This is a genomic window from Cupriavidus sp. 96C5-1, from assembly GCF_057798855.1.
Genome location: NZ_JBYOJU010000016.1, coordinates 24,561 through 44,991, shown reverse-complemented (window position 1 = coordinate 44,991; position 20,431 = coordinate 24,561). Strand labels below are relative to the sequence as shown.

The window sequence follows — 20,431 nt, the reverse complement described above, 5'->3', positions numbered from 1 at the left end:
TGCTTACAGCGGATGAGCAAAGGTGTCAGGCCGGGCGCGATCAAAAACCTCGTTGGCCCAGAGCATGACGATCAGTTCGTCAGTGCCAACATTGGTTATGTCATGCGTCCAGCCTGGCACTGTTTCCACAATCTCGGGCTTATCGCCAATGGTAACCAATTCATGCGCCTCGCCGGTATGCATGTGACGAAACTTGAATCGGGCCTGCCCCTTGATCACCAAGAATTTCTCGGTCTTGCTGTGATGATAATGACCACCACGCGTGATGCCAGGATGGGCGGTAAAAAAGGAGAATTGCCCAGTGTCTGGTGTCTTAAGCATCTCGACAAAAACGCCACGCGGATCACCGTACTGCGGCACTGAGTATGCAAACTCCTCAACCGGCAGGTAACTAACGTAGGTTGAATAAAGTGCCCGCACCAACCCAGTACCTACTCGTTCGGTCATAAGCGTGGCACGGCTGTCCTTAAAGGCTTGAATCTGCGCTGCCAACTCACCCACAGTCGTGGTGTACTGGGGTGTCACGGTGGAAAAACCGGGGTCATCTGATCCCACGTTAGCGTCGACGCCATCCATTAGCTGGACAAAGCGTTCAATCACGTCGTCCACGTACACGAGCGTAACCGGCGCCGCCGGGTCATTGATCTGTATGGGTAAGCCTCGCGCAATGTTATGGCAAAACGTTGCCACAGCAGAGTTGTAGTTAGGCTTGCACCATTTTCCAAACACATTGGGCAGCCGGAAAATATACACCGGCACCTGGCTTCTATCTGCAACGGCGAGCAAGGCCTCTTCCCCTCCGCGCTTGCTCTGACCATAAGGATTGTCGCGTTCTGCCTGAATGGAAGACGTATAAACAATAGGAATCTTCTTGCCAGTGCTCTCCGCCACCGCACCGATCGACTGGGATAGCGCCAACGTCAATTCCACGTTGCCGGCAACAAACTCCTGCGGATCTCTTGGCCTGTTCACACCTGCAAGATGAAAAACAAAGTCCACACCATCCAACAAGGCGGGCAGACTGCCTACATCATCGTCGCGCGTAAAGCATATGGCCTGCACGTCCTCGCGCTCAGCGAGGTGTAACTGCAGATTTCTGCCCACAAAGCCGTTGGCCCCGGTAATCAGTACTTTCATAGCCTCATTCCTCCGCTACGGCGTGCTCGCCACGTGCAATGCGTTGCATGAAGTCGAGTTTCAGCAAGAGCGCCTTCATGCCCTCGACGTCTAGTCGCGTAGTGTTATGTGAGTTGTAATCTTCGCCATGCGTGCTCTTGGTGATGCGTCGTTCGCCCTTCTCCACAAACTTGGCGTAATTCAGATCGCGCCCATCGGGCGGCATGCGGAAGTAATCTCCAAGATCTTCAGCACAGGCCATCTCCTCACGGCTGAGCAGTGCTTCGTAAAGCTTCTCACCATGGCGAGTACCTATCTCACGCACCTCGTGATCGGGCTTCCCCATCAAGCCTAGGAGAGCCGAGGTAAGAACTTGCACGGTAGCCGCTGGTGCCTTCTGCACGAAGATATCCCCGTTGTTACCGTGTTCAAATGCATACAACACTAGGTCCACCGCGTCAGCTAATGTCATCATGAACCGGGTCATGCTAGGATCTGTTATCGTGATCGGCTTGCCCGCTAGAACCTGTTCAACAAAAAGCGGAATCACAGAACCACGCGACGCCATCACGTTGCCATAGCGTGTGCCGCAGATTACTGTGCCAGTGCCTTCTAGGTTACGACTAGCGGCCACCATCACCTTTTCCATCATGGCCTTGCTAATACCCATTGCATTGATGGGATACACAGCCTTATCGGTGCTGAGACACACTACTCGTTTCACGCCAGCATTGACTGCTGCCTCCAGCACATTTTCAGTTCCCAGCACATTCGTACCGACCGCCTGCATCGGATGGAACTCACAAGATGGAACCTGTTTGAGCGCTGCAGCGTGAAAAACATAGTCCACCCCACGCATCGCCCCGATCACACTACGCGCGTCGCGAACGTCACCAAGGTAAAACTTCAGCTTGGGATTGTTATATCGCTTCCGCATATCGTCTTGCTTCTTCTCGTCGCGGCTGAAAATTCTAATCTCAGAAATTTCCGTATCAAGGAATCTCTTTAGCACGGCGTTTCCGAATGAACCGGTGCCACCGGTGATTAGTAGATTCTTTTCTTTGAACATTGCATTCTCTCCGTAGTCTTTATTTCAATAATCTTTGCTTATCGAACCAAGCAGATTGGCTATTTTTTTACCAACCGCAATCTCCGAAGCCTCATTTCTTATAAATTCACCGGCCCGCAGAGCGTGATTCTCTCTGCATGTGGAATCCATTCTCATGGTTGTCACTATTGCATTTTTCATGCCTTCGACTGATTCGTCATCAATATAGAAAAAATGCGGCCGATAACTATCTGGAATACTTTTAATACGCGTGGTAAGTACTGGTCGCCCCATAGCTAGGTACTCAATCAACTTCGAAGGGAATGACATAACAGAGAATTCTTCCCCTGTTGGCCTAGGATTAATTAGCAAGTCGGCGCCGACAAGCTCGGGAACTAATAGTTCATTGCTAAGAAACCCACCATACTGAAAACGATTGTCATGGGTTACCAACTCGCGAATTCTCGTTTCCTGATCACCTCTCCCAAACAACTTTAAACGCACATTAATACCTTCCAACCCCGCTATTGCGTCTAACAATCGATCAACACCGTAAGCCTTACTCAGCCCTCCGGCATAGGCGATTGTGAAGGGCTCCATCGACGTCTTTTTTTGCCGATCTACCTTAGCAATCTCCGAGACAATGACGGAGTCAATAATTCCTGGAAATATCAACGTCGGCTTGCGAATAGAAAATCTCCTTACCAGCTCCGGCGCGAGCGCAATCACTGCATCCGTATGCTCCAGTACCCAACTTACCAGTTGGACGTCCAGTCTCTTAAGAACTCTCGAAAGACTGCTATCCGTCGGAAGTTGCACGCCCGGTGGATCGGTAAGTATCACTACTACCTTCTTACCGAAGACTCGAGCTAACAAGCCAAATAGTAAGAATGGCGTGTGGATTCCGTGGATAAAAACCAGATCAACCTGATATCTGGTCAACATCTGCGGCACGGTCCATACGCAAGCTAGAAAACGGGTTATGTGCTTCAACACCAAAAGATTGATGAAGCCGAGCAATACGCCTTCGGTGCCCCGCTCTTCGAAGCCCCCCCCTCGAAACAGAAGCTGACGACCAAGGGGATAGTTCTGAATGGGACTAGCCGACGCCAATACAATCTTTCCGAACCCGGCCTGTAGTGCCCTAACCAGGCTCCAGGCAAATTTGTGGGTCTGAACCGCCGGCGTACTGTCAATCGAAAAGAGATGGCGAGCCAGAGCATCAGGTATCGTGAAACCAAGAAGCAGAACTCTAGGCTTTACCATGGCCATCATCCAAAATTCTTGAATAAATCGTTTCCCAACCGGTTACCATTTTCTGCAGGGAGTAGTTCTGACGGATATTCTCACGGGCTTCATTTCCCATAGACGTCCTGGACACGCCATCGTCCAAAAAACGGCTGATTGCGCTGGCGAGAGCCTTGGAATCATCAGCAGGAATCAAAACTCCGCCACCTTTAGCCACTACCTCAGTATTACCTCCGACCTCCGTTGCTATTACGGGTAGCCCATACGCCATCGCTTCAATCAGGGCATTCGATAGATTCTCGTGTAAGGATGGGAATATAAAAAAATCGCTTGCCGCCAAAAAATCCCCTACATTGTTCCGATGGCCGACAAAATTTACTTTTATGTTCTTCAAATTAATAAACAATGCTCGTAAGCGTCCATCCTCATCACCGCCTCCGATAATCATCAGAGCAAAATTACGGACGCTCCCGTCTAAAATCGCTAGTGCCTTTGCTAGCACCCGATATCCTTTCTCTTCTGTCACACGGGATACGCAGACACCAACAAGCCAATCCCCCGGTATGTCCCATCCCTCCCTAATAGAGGTATTGTGGAGCTGTGAAGCATCAGGAAGAATCACTCCATTCGGCACCACCCCCACAAGCTTACTGCGATGAGCAGCAAGAAAGCTTCGCCTTGCTCCAAACTCACAAACCGTAGCAATGTGGGAGGCCATAGTTAAAGTGAGTGGCTCAAGAAAATCTTTGACAATGCTATGGCGTAGGCTGCTTCCTGGTTTAGTCAAGTCACGATGGGTTCCGTGAATAGACACCAAGATATTCGGAACACCGGAAATCCGCGCTGCCAATGCAGCGTGAAACCCCTCATTTCCTAGTCCTCGAACATGAATCAGCTTCGGTCGTTCGGAACGAATTTCGGCTACAAAGCGTCGAATAAGAGCGAAATTTAATCCGCCAGCCGGCTCAACCTGTCTGATCTGAGAATAGCGCCAAGTTGAATTATTGATCAACCGCTCAAATGCCATGACTGGACCGCCGGTGCCGGTCTTACCGAAGCAATGTTGCATAACATGCCTTTCCACTAACCTCTCCTAGCTATTGTCCGCACAAAGTGAATTAACCAGACAATTAACACAAAGAATCGTCGATAATTCACTAAATCTTGTTATTCGATGCAAAAATCGCTACAAGAAATAATGATTTATATATCGAAAAATTAGATCAGACAATATTAATTTCAGTGGATCGTTCTTATGAAATTCGAAATCCTATTTGAGAAAGAACTGACCGTGAAATTAGCCTCTGCACAGCTGAGCGCGGATGCTCTCATACGAGCGCGCTCACTCATGTCTAGATGAGATGCCCGCAACACGGCATCACAGAAATCCTCCGAATTTGCTCCACCAACAACAATAGAATTATCGCCGTCCCGAAGGTAGTCACCCAGATCACTGCTCAAATTCGCCATGACAGGTACACCCAAGCAAAGACTCTCGGCAATCTTCGATGGAAAGCCTGCTCGCGTGAAGCGGAGATCCTTTCTAACTAAGACCATAAAATCGGACTTTGAAATAATGATCTTTGCTTCGTCATTTTTAAGGCGACCGTAAAATTTGACAACATTCTTATTCTTCAACACATCCAGCGCTTCCATCCGGAAATCTCGCACGCACTGGTCATATGTCATTCCGACCATATGCATCGTGAACTTAGCGCCTTTCCTATAGGCCAATTGCAAGCCCAAGAAGATCGACTCCATATCCTCCTTCTTGCCTGGAGACCCGACATAGCAGAGATTTATTCCTTCGCTCTCCCCATTCGAGTCCTTCGACGTTTCCGAGGAGAAGGAGAACAAAGGTGGAACTCTTAGCGTCTTACAACCGCACCTATCAAAGTGATTTTGCAAAAATTTACTAATTACAAACATGCCATCAGCTTTCTTTGCAAAAAAATGCATACTTAGTTCATTTGATGCGGCGAATGGCCCAATAATTCCGCCCGGAAGATGCCGCGGGTCATACCACTCCACCACGTCTAAAAGCAAAGGTATATCGAATTTCTTGCAATATGGAAGCAATCTCAAAAGATACCCAAGATGCGTTCCATAAAGGACGATAGCATCCGGTTTTCGGTTTAGTGATTCCAACCAACGGAGAGTAATATCTCCAAGAAATAGCCCTCGAAAACCCGAGCTCACAGAAGAGAAGAGTCCGTCTTCATATTCATCTACTGCGTGAATGCGTATTTTTTCATTCAACCCGACGCCTATGTTTTTCTCACGTGACGGGATACTCGAACAGATATCAACCTCGTCGCCTGCCATAGCTAGCGCCTCCGCCATACCCTTAATCCTCAGGGAATTAGCGCTTGACGCCGGAAATGAAAATGGCCCTACATACGCGATATTCACTACGACCTCTCCACGCCATCTACAAATCTAGTCATCGAGAAAACGCCAAAGCCAGGTATATTTCGATAAATATACACACAGACAGAAATACTTATTGTCAAAAAATAGACTATCGCGCTAGTTGCAGGTATTACCCACAAATTACCTTCACTCAGAGCAAACCACTTTATCGGCACTGATAAGGCTAGAAACATAAACCACGCCAACACTTGAAGCCTAACGATCCCCAAGCCATTTAAAATCATATTAAACGGAGACGTAATGGCCATAAAAAATGGGAGCAACGATAAAAATAGAAGCAACTCAGTCTGATCACCAAAATCCCGGCCCATCCATACCCTCAAAATGGGCCCACCAAGTACGACCAACCCGCCTCCAGCGGCAAACACTGCAATACCGCCATAAAGGCTCATTCTTAATGTGGTTCTCCTTACCCAGACATAGTCTTTTTTTGCTAAAGCCTCACCGTTTGCCGCCCACAGGGGCATAAATAGCGTAGTAACGACCAAGCTTAACAAAGATACTAATTTTGCAGGAACAGCGTATTCCATCACCGCTTGCGCACCTAATTTGTGAGCCACAATCATGTTGTCCACGTTTAGCGCGACCGATGTCATTACTGATAGAAGGAAGAAATTTTTTCCAATTTTAAGTAGATCTGCGGCGTGCCCTCCGGAAACATCTGATATTCCCGGCCTGAATTCAGGATTTTTCCGGTAAAACCATATCGCGGACACTAGCATCGCAAATAACGGGAATGCCGAATACGCGCCAATCACTTCCCAGGGCCTTAGCGACAGCTTTATGCCAACAAGGCAAAATACAACCGAAAAACACGCTCCAGCTATCTGCCAGATATTACTTAACCAAGCCCTCTGACATGCATACATAACCCTTTGAATAACTGAAATCGGTATGCCAACTATAAAACTAACAAGGCACACAACGAATATCTTTAGTGAGTCAGAATTAATCCTCAACCCAACTTTTTCAAGCCAACCGCATTGGACCGCATAAAGAGTGGCTGCAAATAAAATTAAAATCACCACTGCGATTGCCGATAACGCGGCATAGGCACTGGCTATATATCTCCGCATGCTACTGTAATCAGCGGAGCCAAAGGAGATAGAAAGGCGCGTTAGCAACCCGTTCCCAATACCAAAATCAACAAACATCGCCATACTAGTTAGCGATACAGCTGTCATCCATATGCCAAAACTGCTCGCCCCCAAATAATTCAGCATGGCAGGCATAACAATAAGAGGGGCAACTAATGAGAAGCCACGCCCCGCTAGACCACCAAGGATTCCAGCGAAAACTCCTTTGCTCCTAGCTCGTGTCAATTGATTCAACCTTATTCAATTACTGCACGCGCAGAAGGCCAACGTACCAAGGCATTGCCTCTGCGATTCCTTCAGCCAATCTGTGGCGAGGCCGATAGCCCAGGAGCTCGCGCCCCTTCTGGACATCGGCTAAGCTGTGGCGAACATCACCGGCACGGAAGTCGCGGTGGGTTGGTTGAGTATCCTGAGGGACGCCGTACCGCGCCAGATTGGCTCTTAGCAGGCTGAATAGAGTATTAAGCGAGGTTCGCTCACCGACAGCCATGTTGTAGACTTGATTTCTCGCTTCCTCGCTCGAGGTAGCTGCTAGCAAGTTGGCCTGAATTGCATTCTCTACATATGAAAAATCGCGACTAGTCTCGCCGTCGCCGTTGATGTAAACCGTCTCTCCCTTTAGCAGAGCCGAAATCCATTTCGGTATGACGGCGGCATAGTCCCCATTAGGGTCCTGTCGTTTTCCAAAAACGTTGAAATAGCGAAGGCCGATTGTCTTGAAGCTATATGAACGAGCGAATACTTCCGCGTATAGTTCGTTGACATACTTGGTGACGGCGTAGGGGCTCAGAGGCTTGCCAATGTTGTCTTCCACTTTTGGTAGGGCCGGGTGGTCGCCATAAGTGCTGCTACTGGCGGCGTACGTGAAGCTATGCACATCTGCGTCACGTGCAGCGACCAGCATGTTTAGAAATCCTGTAACATTGGCGCTATTAGAGGTGATGGGATCTGCCAAGCTTCGCGGGACGCTGCCCAAGGCAGCTTGGTGCAGTACATATTCAACCCCTGAGCATGCGCTGTGGCAGTCTTCTAGCTTGCGAATATCGCCATCTATGAAAGTGAAGCGCGCCCACTGTTTGGTTGTGACTAAACTCTTCACTTCGTCGAGGTTGCGCTGAAAGCCGGTAGAAAAATTGTCGAGACCGACGACGCGTTGGTTTAATTTGAGCAGAGTTTCCAACAGATTGCTGCCGATAAAGCCTGCTACACCGGTGATGAGCCAAGTGTGGGACTCGTGGAGCAAGCGTTCTTTGAGAGAATCGTATGCGTCGGACTGTGTGTTGATGTTTGTCATGCGAAGGATTTCAAACGATCGAATATTTTTTAAAGGCGACCGTCGGCGGCGCCCAGCGGCAGGATGCTTTTTACGTCAAACAGCACGGCCCCTGGCTTACCTAATGCCCTGATTTTCTGCTCGCCAAGAGCCACGAACTGGTAGTGGCCTACAGCGAGCACAATGGCGGCGTATTGGTCGGGCGCAGGCATGTCGGCTAGGCACTTCAATCCATACTCGTGTTCGGCTTCCTCGAGGTTTACCCAAGGGTCGTACACATCCACCTGCGCGCTGTAGCCCTGCAGGGTCCGTACGATATCCGCGACCTTGGTATTGCGCACGTCGGGGCAGTTCTCCTTGAAAGTCAGACCAAGTACTAGCACTTTGCTGCCAAGCACAGGCAGACCTTTGCGCAACATGAGCTTTATGGTTTCATCAGCAACGTGACCAGCCATGTTGTCGTTGATTCTTCTGCCGGCAAGGATGACTTCGGGGTGATACCCGACTTCCTGCGCCTTGTGGGTGAGGTAGTAAGGATCTACGCCAATGCAATGTCCACCAACTAGGCCGGGGCGAAATGGCAGAAAGTTCCATTTGGTGCCGGCGGCTTGCAACACTTCCACTGTGTCGATTTCCAGCTTGTGAAAGATCAAGCTCAATTCGTTCATCAAAGCGATGTTGACGTCGCGCTGGGTGTTTTCAATTACTTTTGCGGCTTCAGCCACCTTGATGCTGCTTGCTTTGTGGGTACCTGCGATAATAATTTGTCCATAGAGCTGGTCTACGGCTTCTGCCACTTCTGGGTTACTTCCGCTGGTGACTTTCTTAATGGCAGGTAGACGATGCTCTTTGTCACCGGGGTTGATTCGTTCCGGACTGTATCCACAGAAAAAATCAACATTGAATTTCTTGCCACTAACATTTTCTAGCACGGGGACACAAACTGCTTCCGTGGCACCCGGATAGACGGTAGATTCGTAGATAACCACTGCCCCTTGAGGCATGACCTTTCCTACTGTTTCGCTGGCCTTCACCAGAAGAGTCATATCAGGGCGATTTGCCTGATCCACTGGCGTCGGCACTGTTACGATAAAAATCTTACAGGCCTTTAGGTCACTTGCCTGGCAGCTGAAGCTCAATTGCGTCGCAGATTCCAACTCTTCGGTACTGCACTCTCGCGTGCTGTCTAGGCCAGCTTGCAGCTCCTCGACGCGGGCGTGGTTGATGTCGAATCCAATAACGGGGCGGCGTTTTCCAAATTCAACAGCCAAGGGCAGACCGACGTAACCTAAGCCTATGATGGCGATGGTTTGTTGGCTAAGATCCATGATTTTGATACTTCCTTTACAAAGTCAGTTGCTTCGAGGGTTTGCTTTTTCCGCGAAACGCTACGTCGATTCTCCATGACTCCACCGCAGCCAGAACTGGGCACCGTGGTTAGATGACCCACGTTATCGATTCGGCTTTCTGGCGAGCGAAACGGTTTTTTGGCATTTTACAATTGCGCCTCCAGGACTGAATCCGATCTTCGCGACGTCTATTTCCAGTTTCATGGATTCAATTGACAACAAATATATTTCCCAGGATCAAGACAGGCTAAGGGAGAGTTAGTCAAAGCAACCATAGATCGGCTTGCGTTATGCGAAGGTCCGTTTCTGTGCGATCGACTTCTTCTCCCAAGAGGCAACTTCGTTACACTGCTCTACAGGCGGAACAATCGCATCGAGATGCCGAACTCGGGAAGTGCATCAGATCTGAATAAACATATGCACCACGTTGATGCCTGCGCACGGAACCTCAACCCATGCTATGGGGCAGTCGAATCCGCTCCTACTGATCATATCTAATCTACCTCTATACCTTGCCAGTCTCGCTTGTGTAGCCGTAGTACGCATATCGATACCGACCATACTTTGATCCATATCCGTATCGATAAGCATTGGGGTCTAATCCGTTAAAAACAACGCCATTCACTTCGGCATTAGCTTGGCGCAATTGTTTCGCCGATTCCCCAACCTCGCCGATGGTCGTCTTCTCAAAGCGCGTGATGAGGAAAACGGTACCGCAGCGCGCCGCTAGGATTGCAGTGTCTGACACGGCGAGAACCGGCGGCGTATCTATCAATACCAAGTCATACTGCTCGCCCACGTCATTCAGCAGCTTCACCATGCGCTCATTGAGCAATAGTTCCGCTGGATTCGGCGGTAATCCCCCTGTACTCAAGAAGTCCAGGTTATCGAATACACCACGATGCACGGCTTGATCGAACGTGACCTGGCCCACGAGAACGTCGGAGAGACCATGCAAGCGTTCTTTGCCGAAGTATTGGTTCAGGTGGCCCTTGCGCATATCAGCGTCTATTAGCAGAACTCGCTTGTCCCCTGAGGCCATCACCACAGCCAAGTTTGCGGAGACGAATGATTTGCCTACGCCGGGTGTGGGGCCAGTGAGCAAGACACGGTTGTTGTCCGCATCCAGCATGGCAAACTGCAGTGCAGTGCGGAGGCTGCGAAGGCTTTCGATCGAGGGATCGTTGGGGTAAAGGTCCGCAAGCAGGAACTTGCCGCGCTTTCGCTGCCGGATTTCCTCGGTGAGCCCGACCTGTGCCACGGAAAGGGGTACCGTGGCGTAGACATTCAGGCCAGTATGCTGCTCAATGTCCTGCGAATCAGTAATACCGCCATAGAGTGCGTTGCGCACAAACGCGGCCACCACACCTATCAGGAGTCCGAGAACAGCGGCCAGTACGATGGTCTGGCCCTTTTTGGGCTTGATCGGCTGCTCGGGAACCTGAGCATTGTCGAGCAACCGGACGTTACCTACTTTACCCGCCTTCACCAGCCTGAGCTGCTGCATGTTGTTCAGCAGACCCACGTAGAGATCATTGTTAACTTGCACATCGCGCATGAGACGCAGGGTGTCCTGTTCCACATTTGGAAACGTCCTCATTTGGGCGGCCATGCTGGCAGCTTTCGCGCTCAACGCGGAAATCTGCTGATCCAGTGCCTGGATACCTGGGTGTGTAGATGTGAAGCGTGTCAGCAGTTCTGTACGTTTCTGCTTCAGTTCGAGCAAGCTAGTTTCGACTGTGACACTCTCCTGCAGGAATGCCTTGCCCTCTTCAGTGAGGTTGAAAGTGTTGCGCTTGTTGCGCATGTCGTTGTACTTCACTTCTGCGCGCTCAAGCTCGCCTTTCAGCTGAGGTAGCAGGTCACCAAGGAATACCAAGGATTTCTCCGCTTCAGCGGCCTTGCGCTTGATATTCTGAGCGACGTATTCATCGCCGATGTTGTTGAGGATACCTGCGGTTAGCGCCGGGTCAGTACCATCAAGCGAGGCGCCGATGATGCCGCTTTGCTTACCCTTCTCGGCGATTTTGAGTTGGTCCTGCAGTCGCTCCAAGGTCTGCAAGCGTGATGCACGGGTCAGATTGAAAACAGCGCCGGGCTTGGCTTTGAGATCTGTCACTAGCAGGTCAAATGCTCCGGCATTCTGCTCTGCATGCAGCAGTTCACCCACGCGGCCTTCTAGAGGTTTGTCGAGGCTGTTCTGTTCGAGCCGATACTTCCCCTCTCCCAACGCCACCAGTTTGAATTTCTCGCCCTCAAGGGAATCGGGAACATCAAACATTTGCACCTTGATCGACTCTTTTGCCCATGCGAAGCCGCCATAGCCCAGCAGGCCCGGCTCCGACAGCCCTTTTGCCCGGCTAGCGATCCACGCGCCTACAAAAGGAAAGTAGTTCGGCCTAGCGGAGATATACAGGCGCAGGTTATCCACGGCTTTACCTACCACCATCCGCGATCGAATAATCTCAATCTCCGCAGTTGCTTGTGCCTTGACGTCAAACAGGCTAGAGACATCGCCCAGCAGACTACTCGCGCTGTTCGGATTGTCTTCCACTTGCACCAGAATATCGGCTTGGTAGACAGGGCGCGCTAGGAAAGCATAGGCGATGCCAAGCGTGATCACCACGGCGGCAATGGATGCAATCAGCAAGCGGCTGTTAAGTAGCACATCCAAATAGTGAACGAGATCGATCTCGTCTTCCGGTGGTCCGGCAACAGGAACGGGAGGAGGATTTTGATTCATTTTCTCTACTGCGAATTCTGTTATCGGAGGGCCCGGATGCGGGGCACCCAGCTTTCCACGCCCCGCTGGATCAACTCGAGCGCGTTCTCAAAGGCAGGCAGGGCTTCTCGATATGGGTCCGGCACATCAAACTTTGCTAGTTCGCCGAGTCGGAAGACCCGCCCAGTTGTTGCCGGATGCAGGCGCTGTATTTCCTGCCTCTGCGCGTTGTCCATCACAAGAATCAGGTCCGCCTGCCTGGCAAGCGTGCCGTTCAATTGGTGGGCACGGTGGCCAGATATATCGAGACCTAGCCTTTTCATTAGCGCAACCGCGTGCGGCTCGGCTGGTTGCCCCACCAATGCACCCAGACCAGCGGATATCACCTTTGTCTCCGGCAATGCATGCTTGAGTAACCCCTCCGCCATCGGGCTCCGGCAGATGTTTCCGATACACACCACGAGTACTGTCTTAATCATTTCAGGGTGTACGCAGTTGAGTTAAGTAGGCTGCCGAGCGGGAGCAACTGGTTGATCACGCGGCTCCAACGGACTACACCGGCTGCATCGACATACACCACATCCTTGGGCTTTAGCTCGAACGATTCTGCTAGCGCAAGTGAGACAGGTGATTTCCCATCGAGGTGAAACACTTCGGCTTCACCGTCAACGTTCTTACGGATTACATACAGTTCTTTCGCGTCGGCAGAGAGCGGATTCACACCGCCTGCCTCACCAATGGCTTCGTTCAGTGTTAGACGACCATTGCGCGGAAACACCGGAGACGGCTTTACCACTTCGCCAATGACGAACACCTTGCTGTCCTCTCGCTGCTCCACTCGCACTATGTCACCGTTGCGCAACATGACACGCGTTGGGTCGATTCCCTGCCGCAACAGGCCTGGCAAGCTAAGTTCGTAGTTCTTGCCGTTGCGGGATACACGGATGCGACTGTTGTCACCCGTGGTCGTATTGATGCCACCGGCGCGATTGAGTGCTTCGACGAGAGTCATCGGTACGTCGTCGATATTTTGCGGGCCTGGGGCCTTCACCTCGCCATCCAGATAGACACGTTTGCTGCGAAACGCGAGCACGCGCACAGTTACCTGCGGCATGTTCACAACGCTCTTGAGCTGTTTGCTCAATTCGCCTCGAATCTCGTCTGGCGTTTTACCGAGCACAGTGACCACACCGGCGTAAGGAAACTGGATCGTACCCGCAGGGCTGACCACATACCCGGGGACATTGGGTGCCCCGCCCATGCCAGGGAGATCGCCGCCTGTTGTGATGGCGCTACCAATCGTATAGGTCTGCGTAGGAAACACCAACTCCGGATGATCCCAAACAACGATAGACAAGATATCGCCAACGCCAACCGTATAAGCCTGCGCCGTGCCAAACAGATCCTCCACGCCTTCATTCACAGGCTTGGTGGACGCCTTCAGCGCACGCACCAGATCCGGCGTAATCTGCGTAACTTTAGGCGTGGAGTTTGGATCTTCCGGATTGAGCGGGCGACCTGGATCGAATCGCATGCCCGGCGCCAGCGCACAGGATGCCAGCAGCGGAACCATTCCCAGCCACACTACCGCTCTACGGCAAGACTGAATGCTTGAAAGCTTGAACACGTGTAGATAATTCCCTTGATACCCGAAGGTCCGCGCACCCGTCGGTTACCCGGTCCAGGATTGCTGCGACGGATCCGCTTGTCCAACACGGCACGCTTCGGTGCCTCTCCGCTTCTTTTGCCTGCCGGGCGGATACGAACTTTGCGGCGATGATTTTTTTCTGCCTTCACACATTGCTTTCGCACTGCATCAGATCGTGAAGACCGGCGAAGTGTATGGCGCTTGCGGGTCTGTCTTCAAGGCGAAGCGGCCGTTTTTGCCGTGTTTTCTATCCCCCCTGAAGTGTGGACCCGACAATAGTGGGGATGCCCCCAAAAGGGGTAATACAGCACAATCCGGCTCGTGTTCATGATGGAAAAATCCGTCGCTAAGTTGAGTGTTTCACCCGTTTGGGCGAGCCTTTTTTGCGTGGTGCTTTTTCCGCTTTTTTTGCCGATTTTTTCTGTTCTTTCCGGCCACGTTTTTCTCCGCGCGAAGGCGGCTATGCGCCGCGAATTTCGGTATCCCACCAAGGTGGGGATAGATTCAATTCGGCAAGACGCGGCGCTTCATGTATGCCGGTGCCGGATACCGGTGTCGCGCGTGTGCACGTGGGGTGCTACTGCAACGGGGGATACCTGGCATGGCGTCGACCGGCGCACTTCACTTGCCGATGCATCGCAAAAAAAGAGGGTGTAGGCGCGGGGAGTGCCTACACCCTATCGGGAATTAGCAAGGGGTCACGCTTGCCGGGTTGCATTATTGATGGGGGTGCCGAGCACAGTTACCCTGCTTAGGTAGGCCCCACGCTAATGGGGGGAAAGCCGTGGATTTCGCCTGCCGATGGCTTGCAGGGCGCGCTTTGGCGGATTGCGTGAATGCCCTGCGATTCCCTCTGCGGTTGTGCTTGCCGCCTTACCCTGCGCAAGAGTGGGGCCTACCAAGGCAGGGTACCGACCAGCGCTTTGCCAGAGCAGACTTGCGCCCAGACACACGATGGTCAAGGCACCGGTTTGCTGGCGCTGCGATGTGCGCCGCACAGGAGTTGGCGCTGATCGCGCACCGCGGGCATTGCGTGCCACCTGGAAGGGCGGAAGCAAATGCAGGATTCAAGTTCTACCAACGGCGGTGTGCTGGCGGCACGCGCGGCGAGCGGGTCTGGCGAGGCCTGGGTCGAGGCGCACCTGACGCCGTCGGGCTGGACCTATGGCAGTTACAAGGACGCGGATGCGGGGCCGGTGCTGGTTCCGGCGCCAAGCGAGTCGGTGCTGACGGTGCGGCGGCATTACATCGTCAGTGGCGCGGCGGCGCCCAAGCGGCTCAGCGAGGTCCGTACCACGCGGGCAGATTCCGCGCGGGAGATCATTCGGCTGCTGGAGGCATTTGGCGAACCGCATTTCAATATCAGAACGCCCCACGTGCCGAGAACGCCCGGAGGATCGCTCTGATTGTCCGGTGATGAAATCGCGCTGCCGGACTGATCATGGCAGCCGCAGGATAGCCGGATCTGCGCGCACGGATAGCGATCGCGACGCATCCGGCGATATCGGCGGCGAGCTGGACGCTTCGGCCAGCACATAGTGCCTGGCATGAATTCCGCAGCACATGCGCTGTCGATGCCAGACATTGCACCCGGTGCCCCCTCCCCTTTGCCGTCACAATCGACGCGCCCCCAAAACATTTAGAACATTTCGCGTACGGCCCGCGCCGGTCATCGCCGCCAGGTGGGGGAACGCACGCCCAGCCGTCAGCCGAAAGGATGAGGGGCTACGGCAAACGGCGCATTGACGCGACCTGCCCCGGGGCTAACATCGGCTTTAGGCCTGTGGCAAATGGGCTTGGCGGGCTTGGAGAGATCGCTTAAAGAGCGCAAAGAGCCCCAAGTTGGCGCCAACGTACGCGAATGGGCAAACGAAGGTATCCTAGCCACCGCGTTTAAAGCGCCTTGGACAGCATACGTATACACTGCCGGTTTATTTGGGCAACGGTTTGCCCGCGCTACCGGCGGCGCGCATTGCGCTGTAGCCATGCATGCGCGACCCAATCGATGAGACAAGGCAGTAAGAAAATGAAAGTTTCAACCACCAACGTTCTCAACATCCTCGAGCAGGACGAAATTGCGACGGTGCAGGATCTCGCGCGTACGATTTCCAACCCCCGCGGCTTTGTGCTGCTGCGCACCGCCTTTGCGCTGATGGCAGCCGTGGCGGTGCTGTGCTTTGCGGCCGACAGCTTCCACCTGGATGGATTCCACAGCGTGGGGATTGGCGCGGCGGCGCTGGCGGTCGTGTTGTTTTTGGCGGAACGCCGCGCATTCGGTAACCGCGACGAGTTCGAGGTGTCGGCGGCGCAGGTGACGGTGCTGCGCGCCGAGCTTCGCCCGGAGATGTTCAGCAAGCTGGAGGAGCTTGCCGTCCGCCTGACCCACGATGGCCCGGGCGATGGCGTGATCCGGGCTCGTACCTTGTGGCTTTTCCTGTCCGAATCCGTGGCCAGCGATACCCTCAAGCGCAGGAATGCCCGCGGCCCGGCCCAGGAGTCGAAGGCGGGCTGATTCACGCGGGCTCGCCGGGGCGGCGCCTGTCGCCCCCTATTTGTCTGTTTTTAGTCACTTTTCTTGACGCTCCGCGTTCTCGTCCCAGGACGGATGCGGAGGGCTGTTGGGAAGGCATTGTCATCGCCTTCCCCCGTGGCGGGGGCCCGGCCTCCTGTCGCCATTTGCGCGGCCTCTTCTTCAAGCGCCATCGCCCGGCGGCGTTCCCTGATTGATACCCCTCCTGCGGGTGCCCCGCTTTCTCGTTTTCCCTCCCTGCCTTCCGGCGTCCTCCCCTTTAGCGGGGTATGGCATCCGTTGCCAGGCAGCATAATCGCCGCCGATCAAGCAAGAGACGGGTGCATTCTTCATAGAGGAGGCGCCAGGGCGGCGCCGTCTGCCCTTTGTGCTTTGCCTGGGAACAATGGATTCGTACAGGAAGCAAGATCATGTGGATATATTTGCCGGGATTCCTGCTCTTTGAGCTGCTGTGGTTTCTGCCTTACCGGAAGGTGTTCAAGGCTGCGCATTTCAGCGGCTATTACGCCTATCTTGCCTTGCTTCCTGTCGTCGGCCCGATGATCTGCATCTGGATCCTGGCTTATCGGCCTTGGCCTCTTAAGGCTAGGCTGGTCCGCATCTATTCAACCCAGTGACGATTTGCCCGGCCCGAAGAACATGCCGATCTGCTGGCCGGGCTTCTCTTGCCGAAGCATGTGAATCGGGCGCTTTGCCGACCCGCGCCGGCATTGGGAAGAACCGGGAATCGCCCCGGCGCTGCCCCAGCCGTGCATGTGGCTGTGATGCTGCGGCAAGCCGGATGAGAAGCACTCGCCTGACGCATCGATGATGTGTCAGGCGGCCTGGATATAAGAGCGTGGTCAGGCGCGCCTGCCGCGCGAAGCCTTTGGTGAAGAATTTCAGGGGCATGCGGGACCCGGCAGCCGCCGCCATGACAAGTTACGGCATGCATGCGAGAAGCCCATTTTTTGCCGTGAGGGGGACTCATGCAACACCCGGAAACATTTACCAGTCAGGAACTGGACCAATACTTTGCGTCCTATGTCGGTATGGAAGGGGGCAACCCGCAGGCATCCGTCTGGATCTGCGACCGGAGCCCGCATCCGTGGCTGGAGCCTCTTGCCAGGCCGTTGCAGCCGCGCACGGCGCCGCCCGCGTGGGATGCGGCGTTTCGCGCGCGGCATCTGGAGGACATGGGCAAGTGGCTTCATCATCAGCGCATTGCGCGCTTCATGGCTGCGGCCCGGGCAGAGGCGCTGGGTGTCGCTCTGGGCGACGACGACTGGCGGCGCTATTACCGGAGCCAGCTCTACGCGCCCGATGGCTGCGAGTTCAAGCTGAACCTGTTTCCCTTGCCCGCGCAGCTCGATGGCCTGATGCCTTGGTCCAAGGTGTTTCGCGGCCAGACGGCGCTTGTGCCCAAGCATCGATACCTGGCACTGTGCCGGCAGGGTGGGCGCTTTCATTTTCTGCAGCACATGCGTGCGCGCTGGCGGCCAAAGATCGTGGTCTGCCTGGGCTATCGCCATGCCGACGATTACCTGCGCGCTTTCGGGTTGCAGGGGCTGGAAGGTGAGGATCTGCTGCTGCAGCCGGCGGATCAGGTGAAGATATTGCGCGTGTTCGTGAAGGACGGCACGAAGTGGATCATCTGTCCGGCGCTGGCGGGCCCCGAGGGACTGACTTCCGATGTGCTGCTGAATGCCTTCGGCAAGTTGCTTGCTGCCAGCCTGCTGCCGGATGACTTCGGTAGGCTGCCGTCGCGCCGAGCCGGCTCGGATTGCCGCTGCCCTCCGGCGTTCCCCGCGCTTGCGCCGGGCACTGCCTGGGAGCCTGCTGCCTGACACCGGCTGCCTCCTTTCAAAGCATGCCATTTCCGCGATTGCCAGTTGCCAGGTTATACCCGGCACAGCCCGGCGATATCCGGCGCGGCGCCCTTGCCCCTGATTTCCGAACCAACGTCACTGGGGCCGCCCTGGCCCTGCCCGAAGCCCTGTCCCTAGCCCTGCCCCTAGCCCTGTCCCTGTTCGGGCGCTGACCCAGCCTTGCTCCAGCCTTGACTTCGCTCCTTTCATTCTGTAATTTCTGTCTTCACAGAAACAACAGAATTAACAGGTGACCTATGAAGGTTCTTGTTGCCGGGGCCAGCGGGCTGATCGGATCGGCCGTGGTGGCCCGCCTGCTGGCGGATGGGCACCAAGTGGTGGCGCTGGCGCGCCGGCTGGCGCATCTGCCGCGCCATCCGCGGCTGCATCGTATCGGCGCCGATTTGTCCGGCTGGACCACGCCGGCGCATTGGCAGGCGGCCTTGCGCGGCGTGGATGCGGTCCTGAATGCGGTGGGGATTTTTCGGGAGCAGGGGCGGCAGCGCTTCCAGGCATTGCATGTGGAGATGCCGCGCGCGCTGTTCATGGCCTGCGAGCGGGCTGGCGTGCGCCGGGTGGTGCAGGTTTCCGCGCTGGGGGCCGGGCCCGATGCCGCCACGGCTTACTGGCGCAGCAAGGGCTTGGCGGACCAGGCCTTGCGGGCGAGCGCGCTGGACTGGCTGATCGTGCAGCCGTCGCTGGTGTACGCGCCGGCCGGCCGCAGTGCGGCATTGTTCCGCCGGCTGGCGGCGTTGCCTTTGCTGCCGGTGCCGGCCGGCGCCGGGCATGTGCGGCCCATCTATCTGGACGACGTGGTGGCGCTGCTGCGCCATGCGCTCGACCCGCATTGCCCGGGGCGCCGCGCCGTGGCGGCGGTGGGGCCGGTGCGGCTGGGGCATGCCGGCTGGCTTGGGGCGCTGCGGCGCGGCATGGGCATGCGGCCGGCGCGCGTGCTGCGCGTGCCCGGCTGGCTGGCCGGCGCGGCGGCGGCATTGCTGGGCCGGTTCCCGGGCAGCTTGGTGGACCGCGACAGTCTTGTCATGCTGCATAGCGACAACAGCGCCAGCCCGCACGCCGCCGCTGCGCTGGCCGGGCGCCCGCTGCGCGATCCCGGCCGCTTCGCTACCCCCGCGGAGCGGCTTCCGGCCTTGCTGCATTGGCATCTGTGGGTGGCCCGGATGGCCATTGCGGCGGTGTGGCTGGCCACGGCCTATGTCTGCTTTGCGGACCTGGACGCCGCCACCGGGCTGCTGCGCGATGCCGGGCTGCCGCTGGCCTGGCGCGCGCCCCTGGTCTGGCTGGGCGGCGGCCTGGACCTGGCGCTCGGCGTGCTGGTGCTGTGGCGCCCCACGCGCGCGGTATGGGCGGCGCAGGCCGCGCTGGTGCTCGGCTATACCGCGCTGATTACCTGGCTGCTGCCGGTCTGGTGGCGCCATCCGTTCGGGCCGGTGCTGAAGAACCTGCCGATGCTGGCGTGGTTCGCCCTCTTCCTGCAGCTCGGCCGCCATGCGCAAATCGAGGAGCAAGCATGACTTACCTGATCGTCAAGTGGCTGCACATCCTGTCCGCCACGTTTATGTTCGGCACGGGCTTTGGCACGGCCTTCTATATGTTCTTTGCCAACCGTAGCCGCAATGTACAGGCCATGGCCGTGGTGACCCGCTGGGTGGTGCGCGCGGATGCCTGGATCACCGCGCCGGCGGTGGTCTTCCAGCCGTTGAGCGGGCTGTACATGATGCACGCGGCGGGGTATCCGCCGTCGGCCATGTGGCTGTGGGTATCGGTCTCGCTCTACGCGCTGGCCGCCGCCTGCTGGCTGCCGGTGCTGTGGCTGCAATGGCGGATGCGCGATATGGCGGCAGAGGCGGCGCGGGCATCGGGCTCTGCCACGGGCGTGGATGGCCTGCCGGCAAGTTACTGGCTGTATGAGCGGATCTGGGTGGTGCTGGGTTTCCCGGCGTTCGGCGGGCTGCTGGCGGTGTACTGGCTGATGGTGAGCAAGCCGGCCTGACTGCCGGCGCGCCGGCGGCGCTGGACGGGCAAGGAGCAAGGTGCAACGGCAGGCAACATGCCGCGATCGGTCTTTGGTAGGATAGCCAATCGACGCTGACGGGGAGTCG

General features: G+C 55.3%; 17 protein-coding genes. 6 read left to right on the top strand and 11 right to left on the bottom strand.

What is annotated here, in order from left to right; all coding sequences use genetic code 11:
* Positions 1-3 precede the first annotated feature (3 nt).
* From wbjC to AC3FOF_RS18605, 11 genes are all read right to left on the bottom strand, one after another.
* A complete protein-coding gene (gene wbjC / locus AC3FOF_RS18655; protein ID WP_488727426.1) occupies positions 4-1,137 on the bottom strand; it encodes a UDP-2-acetamido-2,6-beta-L-arabino-hexul-4-ose reductase in 1,134 nt (377 codons plus the stop codon).
* Positions 1,138-1,141: 4 nt separating this feature from the next.
* Complete coding sequence (locus tag AC3FOF_RS18650) at positions 1,142-2,185, bottom strand: polysaccharide biosynthesis protein (RefSeq protein ID WP_488727425.1); 1,044 nt, start codon at positions 2,183-2,185, stop codon at positions 1,142-1,144.
* A 24-nt stretch (positions 2,186-2,209) separates the two neighbouring features.
* Entirely contained in the window at positions 2,210-3,439 is a 1,230-nt protein-coding gene (locus AC3FOF_RS18645; protein ID WP_488727424.1) for a glycosyltransferase, read from the bottom strand.
* Positions 3,417-4,481, bottom strand: coding sequence for a glycosyltransferase family 4 protein (locus tag AC3FOF_RS18640; RefSeq protein ID WP_488727423.1), 1,065 nt, complete (start codon positions 4,479-4,481; stop codon positions 3,417-3,419). Before AC3FOF_RS18640 ends, AC3FOF_RS18645 begins: the two co-directional genes overlap by 23 nt.
* A 170-nt stretch (positions 4,482-4,651) precedes the next feature.
* Entirely contained in the window at positions 4,652-5,824 is a 1,173-nt protein-coding gene (locus AC3FOF_RS18635) for a glycosyltransferase (RefSeq protein WP_488727422.1), read from the bottom strand.
* On the bottom strand, positions 5,824-7,176 hold the full coding sequence (locus AC3FOF_RS18630) for a lipopolysaccharide biosynthesis protein (RefSeq protein WP_488727421.1): 1,353 nt from the start codon (positions 7,174-7,176) through the stop codon (positions 5,824-5,826). Before AC3FOF_RS18630 ends, AC3FOF_RS18635 begins: the two co-directional genes overlap by 1 nt.
* Positions 7,177-7,186: 10 nt before the next feature.
* Positions 7,187-8,236 (bottom strand): NAD-dependent epimerase/dehydratase family protein, encoded by a 1,050-nt coding sequence (locus tag AC3FOF_RS18625; protein ID WP_488727420.1) that lies wholly within the window; start codon positions 8,234-8,236, stop codon positions 7,187-7,189.
* 29 nt (positions 8,237-8,265) lie between these two features.
* A complete protein-coding gene (tviB, locus tag AC3FOF_RS18620; protein ID WP_488727419.1) occupies positions 8,266-9,543 on the bottom strand; it encodes a Vi polysaccharide biosynthesis UDP-N-acetylglucosamine C-6 dehydrogenase TviB in 1,278 nt (425 codons plus the stop codon).
* A gap of 526 nt (positions 9,544-10,069) precedes the next feature.
* On the bottom strand, positions 10,070-12,307 hold the full coding sequence (locus AC3FOF_RS18615; protein ID WP_488727418.1) for a polysaccharide biosynthesis tyrosine autokinase: 2,238 nt from the start codon (positions 12,305-12,307) through the stop codon (positions 10,070-10,072).
* A gap of 20 nt (positions 12,308-12,327) precedes the next feature.
* Positions 12,328-12,765: a low molecular weight protein-tyrosine-phosphatase gene (locus AC3FOF_RS18610; protein WP_488727417.1), complete on the bottom strand. Its 438-nt coding sequence runs from the start codon at positions 12,763-12,765 to the stop codon at positions 12,328-12,330.
* Positions 12,762-13,913 (bottom strand): polysaccharide biosynthesis/export family protein, encoded by a 1,152-nt coding sequence (locus tag AC3FOF_RS18605; RefSeq protein ID WP_488727416.1) that lies wholly within the window; start codon positions 13,911-13,913, stop codon positions 12,762-12,764. Before AC3FOF_RS18605 ends, AC3FOF_RS18610 begins: the two co-directional genes overlap by 4 nt.
* A gap of 1,079 nt (positions 13,914-14,992) precedes the next feature.
* Here AC3FOF_RS18605 and AC3FOF_RS18600 point away from each other — a divergent pair.
* From AC3FOF_RS18600 to AC3FOF_RS18575, 6 genes are all read left to right on the top strand, one after another.
* On the top strand, positions 14,993-15,340 hold the full coding sequence (locus AC3FOF_RS18600; RefSeq protein WP_017224276.1) for a hypothetical protein: 348 nt from the start codon (positions 14,993-14,995) through the stop codon (positions 15,338-15,340).
* Positions 15,341-15,960: 620 nt separating this feature from the next.
* A complete protein-coding gene (locus AC3FOF_RS18595) occupies positions 15,961-16,446 on the top strand; it encodes a hypothetical protein (protein WP_488727415.1) in 486 nt (161 codons plus the stop codon).
* A gap of 428 nt (positions 16,447-16,874) precedes the next feature.
* The gene (locus AC3FOF_RS18590; RefSeq protein WP_488727414.1) at positions 16,875-17,081 is read left to right on the top strand and encodes a hypothetical protein; all 207 of its coding nucleotides are present in this window, start codon (positions 16,875-16,877) and stop codon (positions 17,079-17,081) included.
* A gap of 351 nt (positions 17,082-17,432) precedes the next feature.
* Positions 17,433-18,290: a transcriptional regulator gene (locus AC3FOF_RS18585; RefSeq protein ID WP_488727413.1), complete on the top strand. Its 858-nt coding sequence runs from the start codon at positions 17,433-17,435 to the stop codon at positions 18,288-18,290.
* A 278-nt stretch (positions 18,291-18,568) separates the two neighbouring features.
* A complete protein-coding gene (locus AC3FOF_RS18580) occupies positions 18,569-19,843 on the top strand; it encodes an SDR family oxidoreductase (protein WP_488727412.1) in 1,275 nt (424 codons plus the stop codon).
* The gene (locus tag AC3FOF_RS18575; RefSeq protein ID WP_276269424.1) at positions 19,840-20,322 is read left to right on the top strand and encodes a DUF2269 family protein; all 483 of its coding nucleotides are present in this window, start codon (positions 19,840-19,842) and stop codon (positions 20,320-20,322) included. The genes AC3FOF_RS18580 and AC3FOF_RS18575 overlap by 4 nt, the downstream gene beginning before the upstream one ends.
* Positions 20,323-20,431: the final 109 nt, after the last annotated feature.

Coding starts and splice junctions, on each gene's coding strand:
- wbjC (WP_488727426.1), bottom strand. CDS start 1,137: ATGAAAGTACTGATTACCGGGGCCAACGGCTTTGTGGGCAGAAATCTG.
- AC3FOF_RS18650 (WP_488727425.1), bottom strand. CDS start 2,185: ATGTTCAAAGAAAAGAATCTACTAATCACCGGTGGCACCGGTTCATTC.
- AC3FOF_RS18645 (WP_488727424.1), bottom strand. CDS start 3,439: ATGATGGCCATGGTAAAGCCTAGAGTTCTGCTTCTTGGTTTCACGATA.
- AC3FOF_RS18640 (WP_488727423.1), bottom strand. CDS start 4,481: ATGCAACATTGCTTCGGTAAGACCGGCACCGGCGGTCCAGTCATGGCA.
- AC3FOF_RS18625 (WP_488727420.1), bottom strand. CDS start 8,236: ATGACAAACATCAACACACAGTCCGACGCATACGATTCTCTCAAAGAA.
- tviB (WP_488727419.1), bottom strand. CDS start 9,543: ATGGATCTTAGCCAACAAACCATCGCCATCATAGGCTTAGGTTACGTC.
- AC3FOF_RS18615 (WP_488727418.1), bottom strand. CDS start 12,307: ATGAATCAAAATCCTCCTCCCGTTCCTGTTGCCGGACCACCGGAAGAC.
- AC3FOF_RS18610 (WP_488727417.1), bottom strand. CDS start 12,765: ATGATTAAGACAGTACTCGTGGTGTGTATCGGAAACATCTGCCGGAGC.
- AC3FOF_RS18600 (WP_017224276.1), top strand. CDS start 14,993: ATGCAGGATTCAAGTTCTACCAACGGCGGTGTGCTGGCGGCACGCGCG.
- AC3FOF_RS18595 (WP_488727415.1), top strand. CDS start 15,961: ATGAAAGTTTCAACCACCAACGTTCTCAACATCCTCGAGCAGGACGAA.
- AC3FOF_RS18590 (WP_488727414.1), top strand. CDS start 16,875: ATGTGGATATATTTGCCGGGATTCCTGCTCTTTGAGCTGCTGTGGTTT.
- AC3FOF_RS18585 (WP_488727413.1), top strand. CDS start 17,433: ATGCAACACCCGGAAACATTTACCAGTCAGGAACTGGACCAATACTTT.
- AC3FOF_RS18580 (WP_488727412.1), top strand. CDS start 18,569: ATGAAGGTTCTTGTTGCCGGGGCCAGCGGGCTGATCGGATCGGCCGTG.
- AC3FOF_RS18575 (WP_276269424.1), top strand. CDS start 19,840: ATGACTTACCTGATCGTCAAGTGGCTGCACATCCTGTCCGCCACGTTT.